Origin of the sequence: Pseudomonas sp. RIT-PI-q (assembly GCF_001297125.1) — a bacterium.
In the GTDB taxonomy this organism is placed as follows: domain Bacteria; phylum Pseudomonadota; class Gammaproteobacteria; order Pseudomonadales; family Pseudomonadaceae; genus Aquipseudomonas.
In genome coordinates this window covers 1-19,694 of record NZ_LHPC01000027.1, presented here as the reverse complement: position 1 = coordinate 19,694, position 19,694 = coordinate 1, and the positions used below count along the sequence as shown (strand labels likewise).

Annotated in this window: 20 protein-coding genes and 2 pseudogenes; 10 read left to right on the top strand and 12 right to left on the bottom strand. The window is 58.4% G+C overall.

Features of this window, described 5'->3' with window-relative positions; all coding sequences use genetic code 11:
• Positions 1-12: 12 nt before the first annotated feature.
• From tauA to AEQ67_RS11995, 4 genes are all read right to left on the bottom strand, one after another.
• Entirely contained in the window at positions 13-990 is a 978-nt protein-coding gene (tauA, locus tag AEQ67_RS12010) for a taurine ABC transporter substrate-binding protein (protein WP_059404071.1), read from the bottom strand.
• A 239-nt stretch (positions 991-1,229) separates the two neighbouring features.
• On the bottom strand, positions 1,230-2,813 hold the full coding sequence (gene gshA, locus AEQ67_RS12005; RefSeq protein ID WP_059404070.1) for a glutamate--cysteine ligase: 1,584 nt from the start codon (positions 2,811-2,813) through the stop codon (positions 1,230-1,232).
• A 234-nt stretch (positions 2,814-3,047) separates the two neighbouring features.
• The gene (locus tag AEQ67_RS12000; RefSeq protein ID WP_007903088.1) at positions 3,048-3,431 is read right to left on the bottom strand and encodes a PaaI family thioesterase; all 384 of its coding nucleotides are present in this window, start codon (positions 3,429-3,431) and stop codon (positions 3,048-3,050) included.
• Entirely contained in the window at positions 3,431-5,755 is a 2,325-nt protein-coding gene (locus AEQ67_RS11995; RefSeq protein WP_059404069.1) for a Tex family protein, read from the bottom strand. Before AEQ67_RS11995 ends, AEQ67_RS12000 begins: the two co-directional genes overlap by 1 nt.
• Before the next feature lie 361 nt (positions 5,756-6,116).
• Here AEQ67_RS11995 and ompR point away from each other — a divergent pair, with 361 nt between their 5' ends.
• A complete protein-coding gene (gene ompR, locus AEQ67_RS11990) occupies positions 6,117-6,857 on the top strand; it encodes an osmolarity response regulator transcription factor OmpR (protein WP_059404068.1) in 741 nt (246 codons plus the stop codon).
• 103 nt (positions 6,858-6,960) lie between these two features.
• Positions 6,961-8,274, top strand: a complete 1,314-nt coding sequence (locus AEQ67_RS11985; protein WP_059404067.1) for an ATP-binding protein — start codon at positions 6,961-6,963, stop codon at positions 8,272-8,274.
• A 156-nt stretch (positions 8,275-8,430) separates the two neighbouring features.
• On the opposite strand, the gene rimK is transcribed toward AEQ67_RS11985, so the two are convergent.
• From rimK to rimA, 3 genes are read right to left on the bottom strand one after another with little or no spacing between them, the layout of a single operon-like run.
• Complete coding sequence (rimK, locus tag AEQ67_RS11980) at positions 8,431-9,336, bottom strand: 30S ribosomal protein S6--L-glutamate ligase (protein ID WP_059404066.1); 906 nt, start codon at positions 9,334-9,336, stop codon at positions 8,431-8,433.
• Positions 9,333-9,812 carry a retropepsin-like aspartic endopeptidase RimB gene (rimB, locus tag AEQ67_RS11975; RefSeq protein WP_059404065.1) on the bottom strand — a complete coding sequence of 160 codons (480 nt, stop codon included), beginning with the start codon at positions 9,810-9,812 and terminating at the stop codon, positions 9,333-9,335. Before rimB ends, rimK begins: the two co-directional genes overlap by 4 nt.
• Before the next feature lie 15 nt (positions 9,813-9,827).
• A complete protein-coding gene (gene rimA / locus AEQ67_RS11970; RefSeq protein ID WP_059404064.1) occupies positions 9,828-10,607 on the bottom strand; it encodes a S6 modification regulatory phosphodiesterase RimA in 780 nt (259 codons plus the stop codon).
• 116 nt (positions 10,608-10,723) lie between these two features.
• On the opposite strand from rimA, the gene AEQ67_RS11965 reads away from it, so the two are divergent.
• The gene (locus AEQ67_RS11965) at positions 10,724-11,131 is read left to right on the top strand and encodes an RNA-binding S4 domain-containing protein (RefSeq protein WP_059404063.1); all 408 of its coding nucleotides are present in this window, start codon (positions 10,724-10,726) and stop codon (positions 11,129-11,131) included.
• Between the two features lie 134 nt (positions 11,132-11,265).
• Here the strand turns inward: AEQ67_RS11965 and AEQ67_RS11960 are convergent, their stop codons facing one another.
• Positions 11,266-12,066 carry a phosphatase PAP2 family protein gene (locus AEQ67_RS11960; RefSeq protein ID WP_059404062.1) on the bottom strand — a complete coding sequence of 267 codons (801 nt, stop codon included), beginning with the start codon at positions 12,064-12,066 and terminating at the stop codon, positions 11,266-11,268.
• A 92-nt stretch (positions 12,067-12,158) separates the two neighbouring features.
• On the opposite strand from AEQ67_RS11960, the gene hslO reads away from it, so the two are divergent.
• Both hslO and AEQ67_RS11950 read left to right on the top strand, forming a co-directional pair.
• Positions 12,159-13,061 carry an Hsp33 family molecular chaperone HslO gene (gene hslO, locus AEQ67_RS11955; RefSeq protein ID WP_059404061.1) on the top strand — a complete coding sequence of 301 codons (903 nt, stop codon included), beginning with the start codon at positions 12,159-12,161 and terminating at the stop codon, positions 13,059-13,061.
• 182 nt (positions 13,062-13,243) lie between these two features.
• Positions 13,244-14,785: a phosphoenolpyruvate carboxykinase gene (locus AEQ67_RS11950; RefSeq protein ID WP_059404060.1), complete on the top strand. Its 1,542-nt coding sequence runs from the start codon at positions 13,244-13,246 to the stop codon at positions 14,783-14,785.
• A 61-nt stretch (positions 14,786-14,846) separates the two neighbouring features.
• On the opposite strand, the gene AEQ67_RS11945 is transcribed toward AEQ67_RS11950, so the two are convergent.
• The 4 genes and pseudogenes from AEQ67_RS11945 to AEQ67_RS11935 all read right to left on the bottom strand — a co-directional run bounded on the left by AEQ67_RS11945 (position 14,847) and on the right by AEQ67_RS11935 (position 16,856).
• Positions 14,847-15,701: a DMT family transporter gene (locus tag AEQ67_RS11945; protein ID WP_059404059.1), complete on the bottom strand. Its 855-nt coding sequence runs from the start codon at positions 15,699-15,701 to the stop codon at positions 14,847-14,849.
• A 43-nt stretch (positions 15,702-15,744) separates the two neighbouring features.
• Positions 15,745-15,897 (bottom strand): annotated as a pseudogene (locus AEQ67_RS36690) (DUF1493 family protein); the annotation flags it as partial.
• 33 nt (positions 15,898-15,930) lie between these two features.
• Positions 15,931-16,419: a helix-turn-helix domain-containing protein gene (locus tag AEQ67_RS11940; RefSeq protein ID WP_059404058.1), complete on the bottom strand. Its 489-nt coding sequence runs from the start codon at positions 16,417-16,419 to the stop codon at positions 15,931-15,933.
• Between the two features lie 83 nt (positions 16,420-16,502).
• Complete coding sequence (locus tag AEQ67_RS11935; RefSeq protein ID WP_059404057.1) at positions 16,503-16,856, bottom strand: DUF1493 family protein; 354 nt, start codon at positions 16,854-16,856, stop codon at positions 16,503-16,505.
• A gap of 200 nt (positions 16,857-17,056) precedes the next feature.
• On the opposite strand from AEQ67_RS11935, the gene AEQ67_RS11930 reads away from it, so the two are divergent.
• The 5 genes and pseudogenes from AEQ67_RS11930 (at position 17,057) to AEQ67_RS11915 (ending at position 19,422) form a co-directional block, all read left to right on the top strand.
• Positions 17,057-18,307, top strand: coding sequence for a colicin E3/pyocin S6 family cytotoxin (locus AEQ67_RS11930; protein ID WP_059404056.1), 1,251 nt, complete (start codon positions 17,057-17,059; stop codon positions 18,305-18,307).
• 7 nt (positions 18,308-18,314) lie between these two features.
• Positions 18,315-18,569 carry a colicin E3-like toxin immunity protein gene (locus AEQ67_RS11925; RefSeq protein WP_059404055.1) on the top strand — a complete coding sequence of 85 codons (255 nt, stop codon included), beginning with the start codon at positions 18,315-18,317 and terminating at the stop codon, positions 18,567-18,569.
• Positions 18,570-18,627: 58 nt separating this feature from the next.
• Positions 18,628-18,867, top strand: a pseudogene (locus AEQ67_RS36685) (pyocin S6 family toxin immunity protein).
• A 22-nt stretch (positions 18,868-18,889) separates the two neighbouring features.
• On the top strand, positions 18,890-19,120 hold the full coding sequence (locus AEQ67_RS11920) for a hypothetical protein (protein WP_059404054.1): 231 nt from the start codon (positions 18,890-18,892) through the stop codon (positions 19,118-19,120).
• 53 nt (positions 19,121-19,173) lie between these two features.
• Positions 19,174-19,422: a DUF7683 domain-containing protein gene (locus AEQ67_RS11915; RefSeq protein WP_236710312.1), complete on the top strand. Its 249-nt coding sequence runs from the start codon at positions 19,174-19,176 to the stop codon at positions 19,420-19,422.
• Positions 19,423-19,694: the final 272 nt, after the last annotated feature.

Sequence of the window (19,694 nt, the reverse complement as noted above, 5' to 3'; positions counted from 1 at the left end):
AATTAACTCCGATCAGTTGGTGATGTATTTAGCGCTGACATACGGGGCGTAGTCCGGCAGCACGGCTTCGACCTTGCCTTGCTCTTTCAAGAACGCGGCGGTGTCAGTAATGGCCTTGGTGGTCGGCGCGCCGAGGGTGATCACTTGATCAGCCGCCAGCGGGTAGACGTTGCCTTGCAGCAGCAGCGGAATGTCGCTGGCCTTGGCGCCGGAGAGTTTCACCAGCTTGTCGACGTTGCTTTGGTCGGCGAGCCAGGCTTTCGGGGCTTTGCGGTAATCGGCGTAGGCATCCAGGGTCACTTTGGCGAACGCGGTGACGATTTCCGGGTGCTTCTCGGCGAAGTCTTTACGCACGATCCAGGCATCGAAGGTCGGCGCGCCGAACTTGGCCAGTTCGCCGGAGGTGATCAGCACTTTGCCGTTTTCCTTGGCCACGCCCAGCGCTGGGTCCCACACGTAAGTGGCGTCGATGTCACCGCGTTTCCACGCCGCGATGATGGCGGGCGGGGCGAGGTTGAGGACGGTGACTTTCGAGGGGTCGATGTTCCAGTGCTTCAGCGCGGCCAGCAGGCTGTAATGGCCGGTGGAAACGAATGGCACGGCGATTTTCTTGCCGATCAGGTCCTGAGGCGTCTTGATCCCGGAACCGTCGCGAGCGACCAGGGCTTCAGCAGCACCGATCTGCGTGGCGATGAGGAAGGTTTCAACCGGGACTTTGCGGGTGATTGCCGCCGTCAGCGGGCTGGAACCGAGGTAGCCGATCTGCACGTCACCGGAGGCGATGGCGGCGATGATGTCGGCACCGTTGTCGAATTTGCGCCAGTCGATCTTGGCGTTGGTGGCTTTTTCGTACGCGCCGTCGGCCTGGGCGACTTTCGCCGGGTCAACGGTGGTCTGGTAGGCGACCGTCACGTCGGCGGCCTGGGCAAAGAAACTCGCCGCAGCCAGCGACGCGGCCGCCAGGAGGCGAAGAGGGAAATGCAGTTTCATTGGGAAGCTCCTTGTCAGGCGACCGAGGATCGGCGTGAAAAGGAGACTAAATGATATAAGAACTAGAAAATAAATAACTTTTTCGAATGAGCTTATGAGCGGAAAATTCTAAGACTCAGACTGCGGCGCGGCCTTCGCTGGCAAGCCAGCTCCTACAAGGTCAAGCACACGATTTGGTCGCGGTCCCGGACCTGTAGGAGCCGGCTTGCTGGCGAAAAGGTCCGCAGGACCTTCAGCAATTAATTACTGATCGCCAGAATGCTCGCCTGATACGACCCGACAAACACATCGAAATCGCCGACTTCGTTCTGCTCAAGCTCGACCTGTTCAGCCAGCGACGAACGCGCCCGCTCTTCAAACTTCGCCTGATCTTCGATCGAAAGCGGCTCGCTACGGAAATACTCCGCATGCGCCCGGCTCTGACGCAGGGAGAATTGGCTGAAGCTCTCCTTGTGCTCGGCCATTGCCGCCAGCACCTGGGCCGAAGGCGTCAGGGACGAATCCTTGACCTTGGCCAGTTGCGCATCCAGTGCCTTGCTGTGGACATCGCCGCCATGGCTCTCATCGAGCATCGCTGCCAACGGCGCAATTTTTTCCAGCAGCTCGCTGGCCCATTCCTTCAGGTCCACCGGTTGACCGTCACGCTGCAGTTGCAAGCCAGGACGACGACCTTCCTTGACCACGCTGAGGAAGTTCGACGTCGCGTTGCCGCACGAGGTGTTGGTCAGCAGCGGGCTGTCGTTCAGCGCGCAGTACAGCAGGAACGCGTCGAGGAATCGCGACTCGGTGAGGTCGATGCCCATCGGCAGGAACGGGTTGATGTCCAGGCAACGCACTTCAACGTACTGAATGCCACGGGCCACCAGCGCCTGGATCGGCCGTTCGCCGGTGTAGGTCACGCGTTTCGGGCGGATGTTGGAGTAGTACTCGTTTTCGATCTGCAGGATGTTGGTGTTGAGCTGAACCCACTCACCGTCCTGGTGCGTACCGATTTCGACATACGGCGGATACGGCGTGGCCACCGCTTTGCGCAGGCTGTCGGTGTAGCTCGCGAGGTCGTTGTAGCACGGCGTCAAACCGGCCTGGGCGTTGCTCTGGTAACCCAGATCGCTCATGCGCAGGCTGGTGGCGTAGGGCAGGTACAAGGTGTCCGGGTCCAGTTGCTCCAACTGGTGTGAACGACCGCGCAGGAAACCGGCATCTAGCGCTGGCGATGCACCGAACAGGTACATCAGCAGCCAGCTGTAGCGACGGAAGTTACGGATCAGTGCGATGTAGGCCGACGACTGATAGTCGCGGTCGGTGCCGACAAAGCCTTCGGCCTCTTTAAGCACAGGCCAGAGCTTTTCCGGCAGGGAAAAGTTGTAGTGAATCCCGGCAATGCACTGCATGGTCTTGCCGTACCGCAGGGCCAGGCCCTTGCGATAGACGTACTTGAGCTGACCGATGTTGGACGTGCCGTAATAGGCGATCGGGATGTCTTCCTCGGCCGGCAACGGACACGGCATCGATGGACTCCACAGGTACTCGTTGCCGAGCTTGCTGTAGGCAAAACGGTGAATCTTGTCCAGGCTCGCCAGCGTATCGGCCGGGTCGGGCAGGGCGGGCGTGATGAACTCCAGCAGCGACTCGGAATAGTCGGTGGTGATTTGTTCGTTGGTCAGCGCGGAACCCAATTCTTCCGGGTGCGGCGTTTGCGCCAGGCGACCTTCGCCGGTCACGCGCAGGCATTCACGTTCGATGCCGTGAAGGCACTGTTCGAGCAGAGAGAGGTTAGCGCGCTCGCCGAGCAGAGCCAGGCGGCGGTTGAGAAGTTCGCTCAAGTTGGATTCCTTCACGCGTCAGTCGCCCCAATATGGGGGTGGGCAAGACGGTCTACAAGGGTGAAGTTAAAACTGGCGTTTTCGCCTGGTTTTGTAGGAGCGAGCTTGCTCGCGAAGGACGTGAGGGCGGCGCGTTCATTCAGCAAGCACGCGTCATCGTTAACGTCCATCGCGAGCAAGCTCGCTCCTACAGGATGCATTGCGCTGAAATTAACTCAAATGGGGGACATCTAGCTACAGGACAGCGAACGTGCCTTGTGCTTTTGCGACGAGTTTGTCGCCCTGCATCACATCCGCTTCGACCACCAGCGTGCGGCGGCCCGGGTGAATCACCCGCGCCGTGCACATCACCTCACCGTCGGCGACGGCGCGAATGTAGTTAATCTTGCACTCGATGGTCGCGCTCTGCTGGTCAAAGCCGTGGGTGCTGGAACAGGCCAGCCCCATGGCAATGTCCACCAGGCTGAACAAGGCCCCGCCGTGCAGCTTGCCGCCGCGATTGCGCAGCTCTGGCGCAAGCCCGAGGGCGACTTGCGCCACCCCGGTCTCCAGGCTGTGCAAGCGGCACCCCAGCAGCTTGAAAAACGCGCTTTCGGTCAGCCCGGCAGGAATCTCCATCAGCGTTTCTTCAACTGCTTGGCGTTGGCGAACAGCGAAGCCATGGCGTTGCTGGCCGGGGCCGCCGCCGTGGTTTCCTTGCGCGGCGCGCTGTTCTGGGACTGGCGCGGAGCCGAACCCGGACGCGCGCCACGGGCACCGTCGATTTTCTCGCCCGGGGTGTCGCTCATGCGCATCGACAGGCCAACGCGTTTGCGCGGGATGTCGACTTCCATGACCTTCACTTTCACCACATCACCGGCCTTCACCGCTTCACGCGGATCTTTGATGAACTTCTCCGAAAGCGCAGAGATGTGCACCAAACCGTCCTGATGCACGCCGATGTCGACGAACGCGCCGAAGTTGGTCACGTTGGTCACCACGCCTTCGAGGATCATCCCCAGTTGCAGGTCCTTGAGGTCTTCTACGCCTTCCTGGAACTCGGCGGTCTTGAACTCGGGACGCGGGTCGCGACCGGGTTTTTCCAGTTCTTGCAGAATGTCGGTGACCGTCGGCAGGCCGAAGGTTTCGTCGGTGTACTTCTTCGGATCGAGGCGCTTGAGGAAGCTCGCGTCGCCGATCAGCGAGCGAATGTCGCGGTCGGTTTCAGCGGCAATGCGTTGCACCAGCGGATAGGCTTCCGGGTGAACCGCGGACGAGTCCAGCGGGTTGTCGCCGTTCATGACGCGCAGGAAACCGGCGGCCTGTTCGAAGGTTTTTTCGCCCAGACGCGCAACTTTCTTCAACGCGGCGCGGGTTTTGAACGCGCCGTGCTCGTCGCGGTGGCTGACGATGTTCTGTGCCAGGGTCGCGTTGAGGCCGGAGATACGGGCCAGCAGCGCCACAGAGGCGGTGTTCACGTCGACGCCCACGGCGTTCACGCAGTCTTCAACCACAGCGTCCAGGCCGCGCGCCAGTTTCAGCTGCGACACGTCGTGCTGGTACTGGCCGACACCGATGGATTTCGGATCGATCTTCACCAGCTCGGCCAGTGGATCTTGCAGGCGACGGGCAATCGACACCGCACCACGGATCGACACGTCGAGGTCCGGGAATTCCTTGGAAGCCAGTTCCGACGCCGAGTAAACCGATGCGCCGGCCTCGGAGACCATGACTTTGGTCATCTTCATCGCTGGGTATTTTTTGATCAGCTCAGCGGCCAGCTTGTCGGTTTCACGGCTGGCGGTGCCGTTGCCGATGGCGATCAGGTCCACCGCGTGCTTGGCGCACAGGGCGGCGAGGATCGCGATGGTCTGGTCCCACTTGTTGTGCGGTACGTGCGGGTAAACCGTGGCGTGATCCAGCAGCTTGCCGGTGGAATCGACCACGGCGACCTTGCAACCGGTGCGCAGGCCCGGGTCGAGGCCCAGGGTGGCGCGTGGGCCGGCCGGGGCCGACAGCAGCAAGTCGTGCAGGTTGTGGGCGAAGACGTTGATCGCTTCGGTTTCCGCGCCATCGCGCAGCTCGCCCAGCAGGTCGGTTTCAAGGTGGGTGTAGAGCTTGACCTTCCAGGTCCAGCGCACCACTTCGCCCAGCCATTTGTCGGCGGCGCGGTTCTGGTTCTGGATGCCGAATTGCTGGCCGATCATGCCTTCGCATGGGTGCATGGTGCCCGGCAGTTCGTCGCCGACTTTCAGCGCCGAACTCAGAATGCCTTCGTTGCGGCCACGGAAAATCGCCAGCGCGCGGTGCGACGGCATGCTTTTCAGCGGTTCATCGTGTTCGAAATAGTCGCGGAACTTGGCGCCTTCCTCTTCCTTGCCGGCGATCACGCGGGCACTGAGGGTGGCTTCCTGCTTGAGGTAGCTGCGCAGCTTGTCCAGCAGGCCGGCGTCTTCGGCGAAGCGCTCCATGAGGATGTACTTGGCGCCTTCGAGGGCCACCTTCACGTCGGCCACACCTTTTTCGGCGTCGACGAAGCGCGCGGCTTCGACGTCCGGCGTCAGGCTCGGGTCGTTGAACAGGCCGTCGGCCAGGTCGCCGAGGCCGGCTTCCAGGGCAATCTGGCCCTTGGTGCGGCGCTTCTGCTTGTACGGCAAGTACAAGTCTTCGAGGCGGGTCTTGGTGTCGGCGAGCTTGATGTCCCGCTCCAATTGCGGGGTCAGCTTGCCTTGTTCCTGGATGCTCGCCAGGATGCTGATACGCCGTTCGTCGAGTTCTCGCAGGTAGCGCAGACGCTCTTCCAGATGACGCAACTGGATGTCATCGAGGCTGCCGGTCACTTCTTTCCGGTAACGGGCGATGAAGGGCACCGTGGAGCCTTCATCGAGTAGCGCGACGGCCGCTTCGACCTGTTGTGGGCGTACACCGAGTTCCTCGGCGATGCGGCTGTTGATGCTGTCCATAAAACCACCTGACAAATTGTGAAAGCAGGCTCGCAGGCGCAGGGATAAGGCCTCGACGAGTCTGGTTGAGCGGCCTGGCCTGCGCCGCTACCTGGATCAACAGGCATCCCGTTGACCCGTGAAATCGAACAATTACTGCCGGCGCCATGAAAATAAAAAGCGGCTGCCCGGCGTAATGATCAGACGTTGCCTGACACAAAAGGCCGCGCATTATAACCAGCGTTCGGTCTTTCGGGGGCATCGCAGGCTGTAGGCACAATCACCGGTTTGCTGGCGATCAAGGAAAAATCTGCTAACAATGCACACGGTGCGTATAACGGCAGCTACGCCATAATGCGCGCCGAGATCAAAGGAGCATCCAATGAGCAGCACTGCAAACACTGCTGAAGGCGAAAAAATTCTTATTGTTGACGACGATCCGGGGCTCAGCAGCCTGCTGGAACGTTTTTTCGTCAGCAAGGGCTACCGCGCCCGCGCCGTACCGAACACGGAACAAATGGACCGCCTGCTGGCGCGTGAAGTGTTCAACCTGGTCGTCCTCGACCTGATGCTGCCCGGCGAAGACGGCCTGACCGCTTGCCGCCGCCTGCGCACAGCAAACAATCAGATTCCAATCATCATGCTCACCGCCAAGGGCGACGAGCTGAGCCGCATCAAGGGCCTGGAACTGGGCGCCGACGATTACCTGGCCAAGCCGTTCAACCCGGACGAGCTGATGGCTCGCGTCAAAGCGGTCTTGCGTCGTCAGTCGGCGCCAGTGCCGGGCGCACCGGGCAGTGAAGACGAAAGCGTGACCTTCGGTGACTACGAACTGTCCCTGGCCACCCGCGAACTCAAGCGCGGCGACGAAGTGCACATGCTCACCACCGGTGAGTTCGCGGTACTCAAGGCCCTGGTGATGAACGCGCGTCAGCCACTGACCCGCGACAAGTTGATGAACCTGGCCCGTGGCCGCGAGTGGGATGCCCTGGAGCGTTCCATCGACGTGCAGATCTCCCGTCTGCGCCGGATGATCGAACCCGATCCGTCCAAGCCGCGTTACATCCAGACCGTTTGGGGCGTGGGCTACGTGTTCGTTCCGGATGGCGCCGCCACCAAGTGATCGGCGAATTGTAGGAGCGGGTCATGCGGATGAAGTTGTCCGCAGACTCGCGATCCGCAATATGCGAGCATCGCTCGCTCCTGCAAGTGTGTAGCGGTTATCCATGAAAACCCCCGTTTGGTTCCCCCAGAGCTTCTTCTCCCGCACCCTGTGGCTGGTGCTGATCGTCGTCCTGTTCTCCAAGGCACTGACCCTGGTTTATCTGCTGATGAACGAAGACGTGCTGGTGGACCGCCAATACAGCCACGGCGTCGCCCTGACGCTGCGCGCCTATTGGGCCGCCGATGAAGAAAACCGCGGCAAGATTGCCGATGCCGTGCCTCTGATTCGTGTGGTGGGTGCTGGTGTGCCGGAAGGTGAGCAGCATTGGCCCTACAGCGAGATCTACCAGCGGCAGATGCAAACCGAGCTGGGCCCCGACACCGAAGTCCGATTGCGCATGCACTCGCCGCCGGCACTGTGGGTTCGGGCACCCAGCCTGGGCGATGGCTGGCTGAAAGTGCCGCTGTATCCACACCCGTTGCGCGGCCAGAAAATCTGGAACGTGCTTGGTTGGTTCCTCGCCATCGGTTTGCTGTCCACCGCGTCGGCGTGGATCTTCGTCAGCCAGCTCAATCAACCGTTGAAGCGTCTGGTCTATGCCGCGAGGCAATTGGGTCAGGGCCGCAGCGTGCGCCTGCCGATCAGCGACACGCCGAGTGAGATGACCGAAGTTTACCGCGCGTTCAACCAAATGGCCGAAGACGTCGAACAGGCCGGCCGCGAGCGTGAGTTGATGCTGGCCGGGGTGTCCCATGACTTGCGCACGCCGTTGACCCGTTTGCGGCTATCTCTGGAGCTGATGGGCGACCACAACGACCTGACCGACGACATGGTCCGCGACATTGAGGACATGGACGCGATTCTCGACCAGTTCCTGGCGTTCATTCGCGATGGCCGTGATGAGTCGGTTGAAGAGGTCGATCTGAGCGATTTGGTGCGTGAAGTCGCCGCGCCGTACAACCAGAACGAAGAAAAGGTGCGCCTGCGCCTGGAACCGATTCAGCCATTCCCGTTGCGTCGGGTGTCGATGAAGCGGTTGCTGAATAACCTGATCGGCAACGCCTTGAACCATGCTGGCAGCGGCGTCGAGGTGGCAGCTTATGTGTCCGGGGACACCAGCGCGCCGTATGTTGTGCTGAGTGTGATGGACCGTGGGGCGGGGATTGATCCGTCGGAACTGGAGGCGATCTTTAACCCGTTCCCCCGTGGCGATCGGGCACGGGGTGGCAAGGGCACCGGGTTGGGCCTGGCGATTGTGAAGCGGATTGCTTCGATGCATGGCGGCAATGTTGAGCTGCGCAACCGGTCCGGTGGTGGGCTGGAAGCGCGGGTGCGGTTGCCGTTGGGGTTGATGTTGCCGCGGGATGCGGTTTAAGCGCTGGCATTTTTCGGTGGGGCTGATGGCCCCTTCGCGGGCAAGCCCGCTCCCACAGTGGTTATGTGTTGACCATAATTTTGCGGCCAACCAATAACCCTGTGGGAGCGGGCTTGCCCGCGAAGGCGGCCTTCCAGCCGCCATAAATCTCTGGGTTTAACCTTTGCCTTTGGTGCGCGTCATATTCGGCCCGCCATTCTTCTCCAGATGCTCAATGATGATCCCCGCCACGTTCTTGCTGGTGGTGGTCTCAATCCCTTCCAGCCCCGGCGACGAGTTCACTTCCATCACCAGCGGCCCATGATTGGAACGCAGGATATCCACACCGGCCACCGCCAATCCCATGACCTTCGCCGCACGCAACGCAGTCATGCGTTCTTCCGGGGTGATCTTGATCAGGCTGGCGCTGCCGCCCCGATGCAGGTTGGAGCGAAACTCCCCAGGCTTGGCCTGACGCTTCATCGCCGCGATCACCTTGTCGCCGACCACGAAGCAGCGAATGTCCGCACCGCCGGCTTCCTTGATGTATTCCTGCACCATGATGTTTTGCTTGAGGCCCATGAACGCCTCGATCACAGACTCCGCCGCCGTCGCCGTTTCACACAGCACTACGCCGATGCCCTGGGTGCCTTCGAGCACTTTGATCACCAGCGGCGCGCCGTTGACCATGTCGATCAAGTCGGGAATGTCGTCCGGGGAGTGGGCAAAACCGGTAACCGGCAAACCAATCCCGCGACGTGAGAGCAATTGCAGCGAACGCAGTTTGTCCCGCGAACGGGCAATGGCCACCGACTCATTGAGCGGGAACACCCCCATCATTTCGAACTGACGCAACACCGCGCAGCCATAAAACGTCACCGAAGCACCGATCCGCGGGATCACCGCATCAAAACCTTCCAGCGGCTTGCCGCGGTAGTGGATCTGCGGTTTGTGACTGGCGATGTTCATGTAGGCGCGCAGGGTGTCGATCACCACCATTTCATGGCCACGTTCGATACCGGCTTCAACCAGACGACGAGTGGAATACAGACGCGGGTTCCGCGACAGCACAGCGATCTTCATGCAACACCTGTGGAGGAGGTAGATACCGGGAACACCGGCTTGTCTTGTATGTATTTAATGCCCGGATTGACCACCAGCTGGCCGTCGATCAGGGCTTTGGAACCGAGTAACAGGCGATAACGCATGGACTTGCGGCAGGCGAGCGTGAACTCGACCCGCCAGACCCGATCACCGAGGGCCAGGGTGGTGCTGACCACGTAGCGCATCTGCGCGTGGCCGTTTGAGCTTTTAATGGTTTTGCGCGTCACCAGCGGTGCTTCGCAACGTCGGTGGCGCAATTGCACCACCGTGCCCAAGTGGGCAGTAAAGCGCACCCACTGCTCACCGTCGCGCTCGAACGTCTCGATGTCGGTGGCGTGCAGGCTGGAGGTGCTGGCACCGGTGTCGATTTTTGCCCGCAGGCCCGCAACTCCCAAATCCGGGAGCGCCACCCACTCGCGCAGACCGACAACGGTCAAATGGTCAAATGTCTTCAATAGGAAAAACCGCGATTAACGCGTCCAGGCCCCAGGTGTTACCTGAGCCAACGCTTTGAATGCAGGTTTGGCGAACCAGTAGCCCTGCATCAGAAAAATTCCACAGTCCGCCAGGAAATCCCGTTCTCCGGCGCTTTCGATGCCTTCGGCGATGACTGTAACGTTCAACTCCGCACACATTGTGACAACCCCTCGAACGATAGCCTGACGAACGCGATCGTGATCGACATCGCGGATCAGTGCCATGTCGAGTTTGATCAGGTCCGGTTGGAAATCAGCGAGCAGATTGAGCCCCGAGTAGCCCGCCCCGAAATCATCGATGGCGGTCTTGAAGCCGAATTCGCGGTATTCACGCAGAATATTAGTCAAATGGCGATAGTTATCTACATGCTGGCTTTCCAGGGTTTCGAAAATCAGCCGGTCGATCGGGAAGTTGTGCTTTTTCGCGGCCTCCAGAGTGCTGCGAATACACAGCTCCGGGCGGTACACCGCGTTGGGCATGAAGTTGATCGAGAGGTGCGTTTGCATCCCTAGATTCGCCGCACCTTCAATGGCTCGGGTCCGGCAGAGCTGGTCGAAACGGTAACGGTTGGCCTCGGTGATCTGATCGAGCACCGTCAGCGCACCTTCGCCGGCCAGACCACGCACCAGCGCTTCGTGAGCGAAAATCGACTGGTCTCGCAAATCGACGATCGGTTGGTAGGCGAAGGCAAAATCGAAGCCCAGCGGCTCGCTTTGCTGACAGCCCTTGCAACCGCTTTTAGGCGAGGTCAGTTCAGACGGAAATATAGTCACTCGATCACTCCATGCCGGGGAGCCGGCCAAGATCACAGTTTATCTGGAGGGCCGGGTTCTTGCGCCCGACAGAAACGGTAGTACAGTTCCGACTATGGGCTAAAAGAGGAATTCCAGTGGCACAAAAACAGGAAGAGGACGACAAGGTCCGTCTCGATAAGTGGTTGTGGGCGGCGCGTTTTTACAAAACACGTGCCTTGGCCAAGGCGGCTATCGAAAGTGGCAAGGTGCATTGCCGGGGCGAGCGCTGCAAGCCAGGCAAGGAACCGAGGATCGGCGACGAATTTCAGATTCGCATGGGCTTCGAGGAACGCACGGTGGTGGTTCAGGCGCTATCGATTGTGCGTCGTGGCGCGCCGGAAGCGCAGACGCTTTACGCCGAAACCGACGCCAGCATCGCCAAGCGCGAAGCGGCAGCGGCCATGCGCAAGGCCGGCTCGCTGGGGGTCAGCACCGATGGCAAGCCGAGCAAGAAGCAGCGGCGGGATTTGTTTAAGTTTCGTGGGAGCAGTAATGACGAGTAAGGCAGTTGTTTCTGCGGTGGCTGAGAGGACGCCTTCGCGGGCAAGCCTCGCTCCCACATTTGACCGCGTTCAACTGTAGGAGCGAGGCTTGCCCGCGAACGAGTGCGCAGCACTCGCCCGGCAGCCCCGCACAATCAGTCGCCACGCACCACACTCATCCGCGAAACCACCGGCAATCTCCCCAGCCAATCAAACAACGGCGCCGTCACCCGCATGAAAAACCCCGAAACATAATAGGCAAACGGCGTGTAATAACCCCAACCCAACGCCCACACCGCCAGCAGCACGCCGCCAATGTAATCGTCCTGCGCCCAGTTTGCGCCCGCCACCAGGCGCGGCATCATGAACAGCAGCGCCAGGCCCCAGATCACAATGGCCTGCCAGGACGTACGGCTGAATATCGTCATGAACATCGCCCAGACCAGCAACACCGAAGCATGGTCGCCCGGGAAGCTCTGGCTCGATCGATCCTTCAATTCCCAAGCCTTCTCAAACCCTGGAAGGTAGTGGCTCATCCGGACGGCGCTATCGACCGTCATCGACGGACTGCCGTGCTGCCAGTCCATGTAGACGGCGAACCGGGAAAACAGCAGGCGGATAAACAGCAGCATCAGCAGAATCGAGAGAAAGCCGAAAAACGCCTGTCGCACTTCAGCGGCCTCGAACACCCAGTCGCCCTTGATCAAAAGTGTCAGCAAAATCACCCCAACCACCGCATCGAAGGGGCGCAGACTTGCAATTGCCCAGAAGTGCAGCCATATCGGGTCCGTTGCCAGCGGTGCGTTGAGTTGGTGGAAAAACCACTCGTCGAAAATCACACACACCATCTGACCCGTAGGCCATAACCAGAAGGCCAGCAGCATCAGCGGCACAAAATTGCACAAAGCCAACCGGCGCAGGTTCCACCTTGCTTGGAACAAACCCGGATTGTTCATAAAATGCCTCCCATGGCTGAACCTTGCGCACCAAGATAGAACTGCTAGACAATTTTTAACATTTTTTGTCATTACTTCAGATACCCAAATTTATGACCGATCTAACGGATACCGACTACACCCAACGCTTCATCTTCGATGACAGCGACACCCGCGGCGAGCTGGTTTCGTTGGAGCGTAGCTACGCTGAAGTCCTTGCCAAACACGCCTATCCGGAGCCGGTCAAACAACTGCTCGGCGAACTGATGGCCGCAGCGTCGTTGCTGGTCGGCACCTTGAAGTTCGATGGTCTGCTGATTCTCCAGGCCCGTTCCGACGGCCCGGTGCCGCTGTTGATGATCGAGTGCTCCAGCGAGCGCGAAATCCGTGGCCTGGCCCGTTACGAGGCTGACCAGATTGCCCCGGACGCGACCCTCGCCGACCTGATGCCGAACGGTGTACTGGCACTGACTGTAGACCCGACTCAAGGCCAGCGTTATCAGGGCATCGTCGACCTTGATGGCGAAACGCTGTCGGAGTGCTTCACTAACTACTTCGTCATGTCCCAGCAGGTCGGCACGCGCTTCTGGTTGTACGCCGATGGCCGTCGCGCCCGTGGCCTGTTGCTGCAGCAATTGCCCGCCGACCGTCTGAAAGACGAAGAAGAACGCGCCGCCAGTTGGCAGCACGTCACCGCGCTGGCCAGCACCCTGACCGCCGATGAATTGCTCAGCCTGGACAATGAAACCGTGCTTCACAGGCTTTATCATGAAGAGCAGGTTCGTCTGTTCGATGTGCAGAAACTGCGTTTCCGTTGCAGTTGCTCGCGCGAACGTTCTGCCAATGCGCTGGTCAGCTTGGGTCTGGAAGATGCCCAGTCGCTGGTCATCGAACATGGCGGAAACATCGAAATCGACTGCCAGTTTTGCAACCAGCGCTACCTGTTTGACGCGGCCGATATCGCTCAATTATTCGCTGGAGCGGGTGTCGAGACGCCGTCAGATACCCGTCACTAAAACGGTTCAGCGCAGGTAAATTCACTGCTTAGCGCCGGAATAACGCCGTTACGACGGGAGGGCCCTACTATTTTTGGGCGTTTCTGGCATAATCCGGCCCACTTTTTGTCGCGGTAGTAGTGCACGACTTTCTACTACAAAACGTTTGGAGCACACTCGGCCACTGGCCGACGGGGAATCTCATGACGCAAGCCAATAACGCCGTGTACACCGATCTGAGTGTTGATGATCTGGTAAAAGAAGCTCTGAGTCGCGGTGAGGGCGAGCTTGCCGATACCGGCGCGCTGACTGTTCGCACCGGTCACCGCACTGGCCGCTCGCCAGTCGATCGTTTCATCGTTGACGAGCCGTCCACTTCGGCCTCCATCGCCTGGGGCCCGATCAACCGCAAGTTCCCGGCCGACAAGTTCGACGCCCTGTGGGACCGCGTTGAAGCGTTCAACAATGCGCAAGAGCATTTCGTTTCCCACGTGCATGTAGGTGCGTCCGCCGACCACTACCTGCCCGTGAAGATGACCACCCAGACCGCCTGGCAGAACCTGTTCGGCCGTTGCCTGTTCATCAACCCGGCTCAGTACAACCCGGCTGGCCGTGACGAGTGGCAAGTCCTCAACGTTGCCAACTTCGAGTGCGTGCCAGAGCGTGACGGCACCAACTCCGACGGTTGCGTGATCCTCAACTTCGCACAGAAGAAAGTGCTGATCGCTGGCATGCGTTACGCCGGTGAAATGAAGAAAGCCATGTTCTCCGTGCAGAACTACCTGCTGCCGGCCGCTGACGTGTTGCCAATGCACTGCGCCGCCAACATCGGTGAAGCAGGCGACGTGACCCTGTTCTTCGGTCTGTCGGGCACCGGTAAAACCACCCTGTCGGCTGACGAAAGCCGTTACCTGATCGGTGACGACGAACACGGCTGGGGCGAGGGCGTGGTGTTCAACATCGAAGGCGGTTGCTATGCCAAGTGCATCGACCTGTCCGAGAAGAACGAGCCGGTCATCTGGAAAGCCATCAAGCACGGCGCCGTCCTGGAAAACGTCGTCATCGACGACGCCAAGCACGCCGACTACACCGATGTCAGCCTGACCCAGAACAGCCGCGCCGCCTACCCGCTGGAGCACGTTGCCAAGCGCTCCGAGAAGAACCTCGGTGGCGAGCCAAACGCAGTGATCTTCCTGACCTGCGACCTGACCGGCGTATTGCCGCCAGTGTCGATCCTCAGCGAAGAACAAGCGGCCTACCACTTCCTGTCCGGCTACACCGCACTGGTGGGCTCGACCGAAATGGGTTCCGGCAGCGGCATCAAGTCGACCTTCTCCACCTGCTTCGGCGCACCGTTCTTCCCGCGTCCGGCTGGCGAATACGCTGAACTGCTGATCAAGCGCATCCGCGGCTTCGGCTCCAAGGTCTACCTGGTCAACACCGGCTGGACCGGCGGCGGCTACGGCGTCGGCAAACGCTTCAACATCCCGACCACTCGCGGCGTCATCGCAGCGATCCAGAGCGGCGCGTTGATCGGTGCTGAAACCGAACACCTCGACACCATCAACCTCGACGTGCCATTGGCCGTACCGGGCGTTGAAACCGGCCTGTTGAACCCACGTAACACCTGGGCTGACAAGGCTGCTTATGATGAAGCCGCTAAAGCACTGGCCGGGTTGTTTGTCGAGAACTTCAAGAAGTTTGAAGTGAGCGACGCGATCAAGGCTGCTGGGCCTAAGTTGTAAGGTTTGGTTTGATGTAATGAAAAAGCCGCCCTTTGGGGCGGCTTTTTTGTGGGCGTCTGGTTTACGTTTTCAGGTGTAAAACGAACGCGCCGAGCAACACCAAAACGACACCCAGCACTTGTATCTTCCCCAGTCGTTCCTTGAAAAACACATACCCCAGAATCGCTGCGATTCCTCCGGACAGCGTGCTGATCACCGTCACCACCGAAACCGACCCCGCCACCGCGCCCCAAGCGAATGCTGAGAACCCGCCAAGGTTCATCAGGCTGGCGCCCGTCAGTGTCATGCAGTTTTTCAACGGCGGAATTTTCAAGCCATCCTTGATCTTCAACACCATCACTACCAACACGATCAGCCCAACGAGATAGGCCAACCAGAGCATCGTCACCGGTCCAAGCACCGGCAGGACGAAGTGGCCCTGCAGCCAGAAGCTGGTGCCATAGAACACCGCCGCCAGCAGCGCGTAAGCAATGGAACTACGGGCCCGGGTGGTGTGTGGGATGTTCGGGTCGGAGTGAATGCTGGAAAGAACGACGCCGATCACGCAGACGGCGATGCACAACAGTTGAATCAGACTGATCTGTTCACCGCCCGCCCAGGACAACAACGTGGTGACCACGCCATAGGAGGTCACCAGCGGAGCGACGATAGAAGCTTTGCCGAGGGCGAAGGCTTTGGACAGGGCCAAGGCACCCGACACGGTCAACACAGCGGCGGCGATGCCGATCAACCACGTTTCGATCGGAGCGGCCATGGACCTGAGAATGAAGATGGGGAAGGCCATCAGCAGCAGGCTCATGATGATAAAACCAAGTGCCTGACCGAAATACACGGCACGTTTGACGCCCACCGCACGGGCATTCAAACCCACCAGAAAATCCGTGCCGCCCCACAGCAAGGCAGCGAGTAAACCCATCAGTACGTCCACGCTATGTCCTTATAGGTGTTCGCTGCGGACGTTAGAGGCCTTCCAGCGTCCGAGTGTCCCAGCGTTGGGCCTTGATGGCCTGGTAGAGCATTTGGATAGTCAGCGGCACTTTATTGCCACGTCCTTTGGCTCTGCGTTTGAGGAAGACATCGTAGCCTTCTGGTTGGAAGTAGCGATAGGCGTTGGAGAACGATTCTTCAGCGTTATCATCCGCTCGTTATGTGCTTGGCTCGGTCTTTTTTTTCCTGACCAGGAGCGCGGATAACGAGTAGGTATTGAGAGGAAACGAGTTAATGATGCTCGTGCTCAGATTCGGCTTACTAATGACTCCCTCTATGCTTGAGCTGGTTGCTCTGCTTGCTTTAATGGCGCTCAAGCTTCGTTTACGTCCGGTTTTTTTAGCCTTCGGACTCGTGATGCGGGTTAGTTGAGCATCCTGCAATTGACGTCCCATTTCATCGGTAGAGCCGACCTTGTTTAAGTCTTGCTCCAGACCTAATACATGCATCACCGACAGATAAGCCCCCATCGTCACTCCCGCACTACCAGACTCCAGAGAGCGCAATGTCATGACCGACATCCCGGCTCGCTCAGCCACCTGTTTCGCCGTTAGCCGTCTACGCATACGAGCCAGTTTGAGGCGTTCGCCGAGCTCAGTAAGCAGTCGTGCAATCGACGGGAGCAGCGGTGCCGTTTTTCTAGCCATGCAGCTAATATTCCTTCACTTCTTAGGTGATAGCGCCAGAATAATTGCAGTTGAACGTGCAGATTTAGACGTGGCATTTGCTTTTATTGGTTTTCCAATTGCTGTGTTTCCCACCGCTGCGATTTGACCGCTTTGTAAAGCATTCCGATAGTCAGCGGGACTTTGTCGCCGCGCCCCTTCGCCCTGCGCTTGAGAAACACATCAAACCCTTCCGGCTGAAAGTAGCGATAGGCGTCGTAATCGATGAAGTCGATGGCGAACTGATCTTCCAGCGCTTCCATCAGGTTTCGCGCATCAGCACCGTCGCAGCCCAAGTCGAAATTGATCGAGGTGCTGAGGCTGATGGTTTTCCGTTCGGGCAGGCCGAGTTCTTCGTGCAGCAACTGCATAAGCAGGTGCATGGCGTGATCGTCGGGGAAGTTGGGGGCGAGGTTCATGGTGCGTCGTCCGTAAGGGGCATGCCGATGAGGGCCTGATTTTGCGGCAAGTTTTGAGCGCAGTCAGCTGCAAATAGTGATGAGGAGGGATCGTACGGCAGGTTCAGATTCACCCTACAACCGCATCGTCAAACACTCGGTAACGTCACCGGCTACAGCTTTCAGCTGGGAGTTTTCAGTGGCGACCGAGAGGGAGACGGATGAGCAGGAGCAAGGACACACCGCAAGTGTGGGAGCACTACGACACCGATGGAGGAGGTTACCGCTATCTACGTGACATGACCGCTAGCGAAATGGCGGAAAGGGATGCCAGGCAAAACGCGTATGAAGCCATGATGGCGAGACAGGAGGCATACGAACAGAGTCGGGTGGTGACGTCTCAGAAAGAGCGCCAGGCGCTCGCCGGTTGCGTATTTGCCAAGTCTTGCAAGTTACCGGACTCCATCATCGACTACGCCAGCCCATCCGGATTTCTGCCCACGGACAGCGTTAAAGACTATGGCGAATTCACTTTATTGGGAGGTCGCCACACTGATGATTCCGGGTGTTTACCGCTCAAGAAAATAAGCGGTGTTTTGCCGGCAGGCATCGGCTCTTTGGCGTTGGGTGGTGCAGCGATTGCTCCGACAACCGTTGCTGTTGCAGGTGCCAGCGCCGGTGTCATCACGGCTGGAGTTGCGGCCGGTGCATTGGTTGGTTTGGTCGCCTTGCTGGCTCCCTCGAGCCTGGGCGACGGCGCGTTGTATACCGATGAACAACTAAGGTCACTCAAACAAGCGCGGACGCGAGTTCGGCTGCGCGTGGAGGCGCAGGCTGACGGTACGCTCAAAGGTTACGGCTACAACACTCAGAGCCGTCGTGATTGGGAGATGATTCCCGTTGTGACGTTCAAGGCTCGTGGCTCACAACAAGTGGCTGACTTTGGCGGCGGGGTCGAGTTGATCTGGACACCCGCAGCGAACCCGGCAGATACGTTGGGTATCCCGGCGCTGGAAGCAGCACCGCAAGCGCCTCAAGTGTGGATTTTTCCGCCTACCGATAGGGCTGACAGCATCATTGTCAGCCCGGTGTATCCGCCGGAGTATCAGGATTTCATTCTGGTGTTTCCGGCGGATTCGGGGGTTAGGCCGCTGTACATAGTTTTGAGCGTACGGCGTAAAGGGCTCCCGGGAATAGGTCACAGTTACCATCCCTCTCCTACGATTGAAGAGATAACTGGATTTCCAGGTTTGAAAGAGGCCAAGAAAAGAACGCCTCAACAGGGGGGTGGAGGGCTTCGAGAGCGCTGGACGGATGCTAAAGGTCGAACAGTTTATGAGTGGGACTCTATGCATGGTGAGCTGGAAGTTTATCGCGCCAGCGACGGAAGCCACTTAGGTTCCTTCAATCACGTTACCGGGGAGCGGATAGACGATCCGAAACCGGGTCGCAACATCAAGAAATTTCTGTGAGGACGCCATGGGACTGAAAATTCGACTGAATTGGTACGACAAAAAAACCGAAATAGGCGAAGGGCGAGAGTATTCACAAGACTTTGGGGATGATACTTCGGTCATGGATGAACTGGGGATTGAGCCAGAAAACAACATCAATAACGGTGGGTTCGATGTTAACGGTGACTGGGCTGTGACTCTGCAATCGCATTTTGTTCACACCATCGAGTTGTCCTCCTACGACTATCAGGTGTCTTTCGACTACCGCGATGTCTGGTAGCTAACTTTTGAGAGGGCGTCGAGGTGTGTGCTCACTGTGCCAAGTAAGGCCGGCTGCTATGTACTTACGCATAACAGGCTTTTTTCCAGAGCCGGAGGATGATGATTCTTTGCAGTACAAACGAGTCATACAGAAAGGTTTAGAGCCATCGGTGTTCGAGGTAATGAACTAGTCTTCACTTGAAGATGGTTTGGGTGGGCAGTCAGAACTAACGCCCGGGCAGGTGAAGCGCATGGCTGAAGTTCTTGGGGAGCCTTCCATAGAAAGGCTAAGTCTGTTCATCGGGAGTTACTCGTAGTCTCGATACTGAAGGTGGAACCATGAATTTTTCAGTGATGGGTTTTCATTCGGATAAGGATGAACTGGTATTTGAGCAGAATATTGGTTTGTCAGTGGAGGACTTGATGCCCGTTATGCAATGGACGAACAGCAATGATTGTATCGGCGTGGATTTTCGACTCACAGCGACACAGGTGCTTGAGATTGAATGCTTGGCCTCGTTGGCTTTTCCTCAAGGGCTGGATCTTTATTTAACGTCATCGACTGAATGAGAGGGCTGTGGAATACGCGCATAGGTAGCAGCAGATTGGCGGAGGGGAGCCGGATGAGTAGAACGAAAAAAATGAAGCACTCAGTCCGGGCGTTTTATAAAGCAACGGAGCGGCTGGCTTTTCAGATAGAGATCCCAGCTGAAAATTTTGAACGACTCGCCGTTTTAATGGGATGGCGGGAGCCAGATGACCCGATCTATGAATACGAATTATCGGACGAGCAAATAAACAGCTTGGAGGCTCTCATTGGGCGGCAATTGAATAGTCCTGACTACCTGTTTTTTCTATCTTGTAGTGCATGAAAAAAGTCAAAACGTACTGCTAGGAAGGACGAGGGCCTTCGTCTTGTCGGTAGTAGGCGAGCGCTTCTTCTCGTGTAGGCAGTGGTTTGTCGAGATCTGCCGGCTGATGTGTTTTGGACTGGGATTATGTGGTGCGTTCATCGCAGTGTAGAAACGGATACATCCTTTACAAACGAAACCGGGGACATCCTTTACGTTTCTGTTGGCTTGAAAGGCGGCTTTCGCCGCTTTTCAACCTGCCTAAAAGGTAGTTGCAGAGGTAAATATCCCAC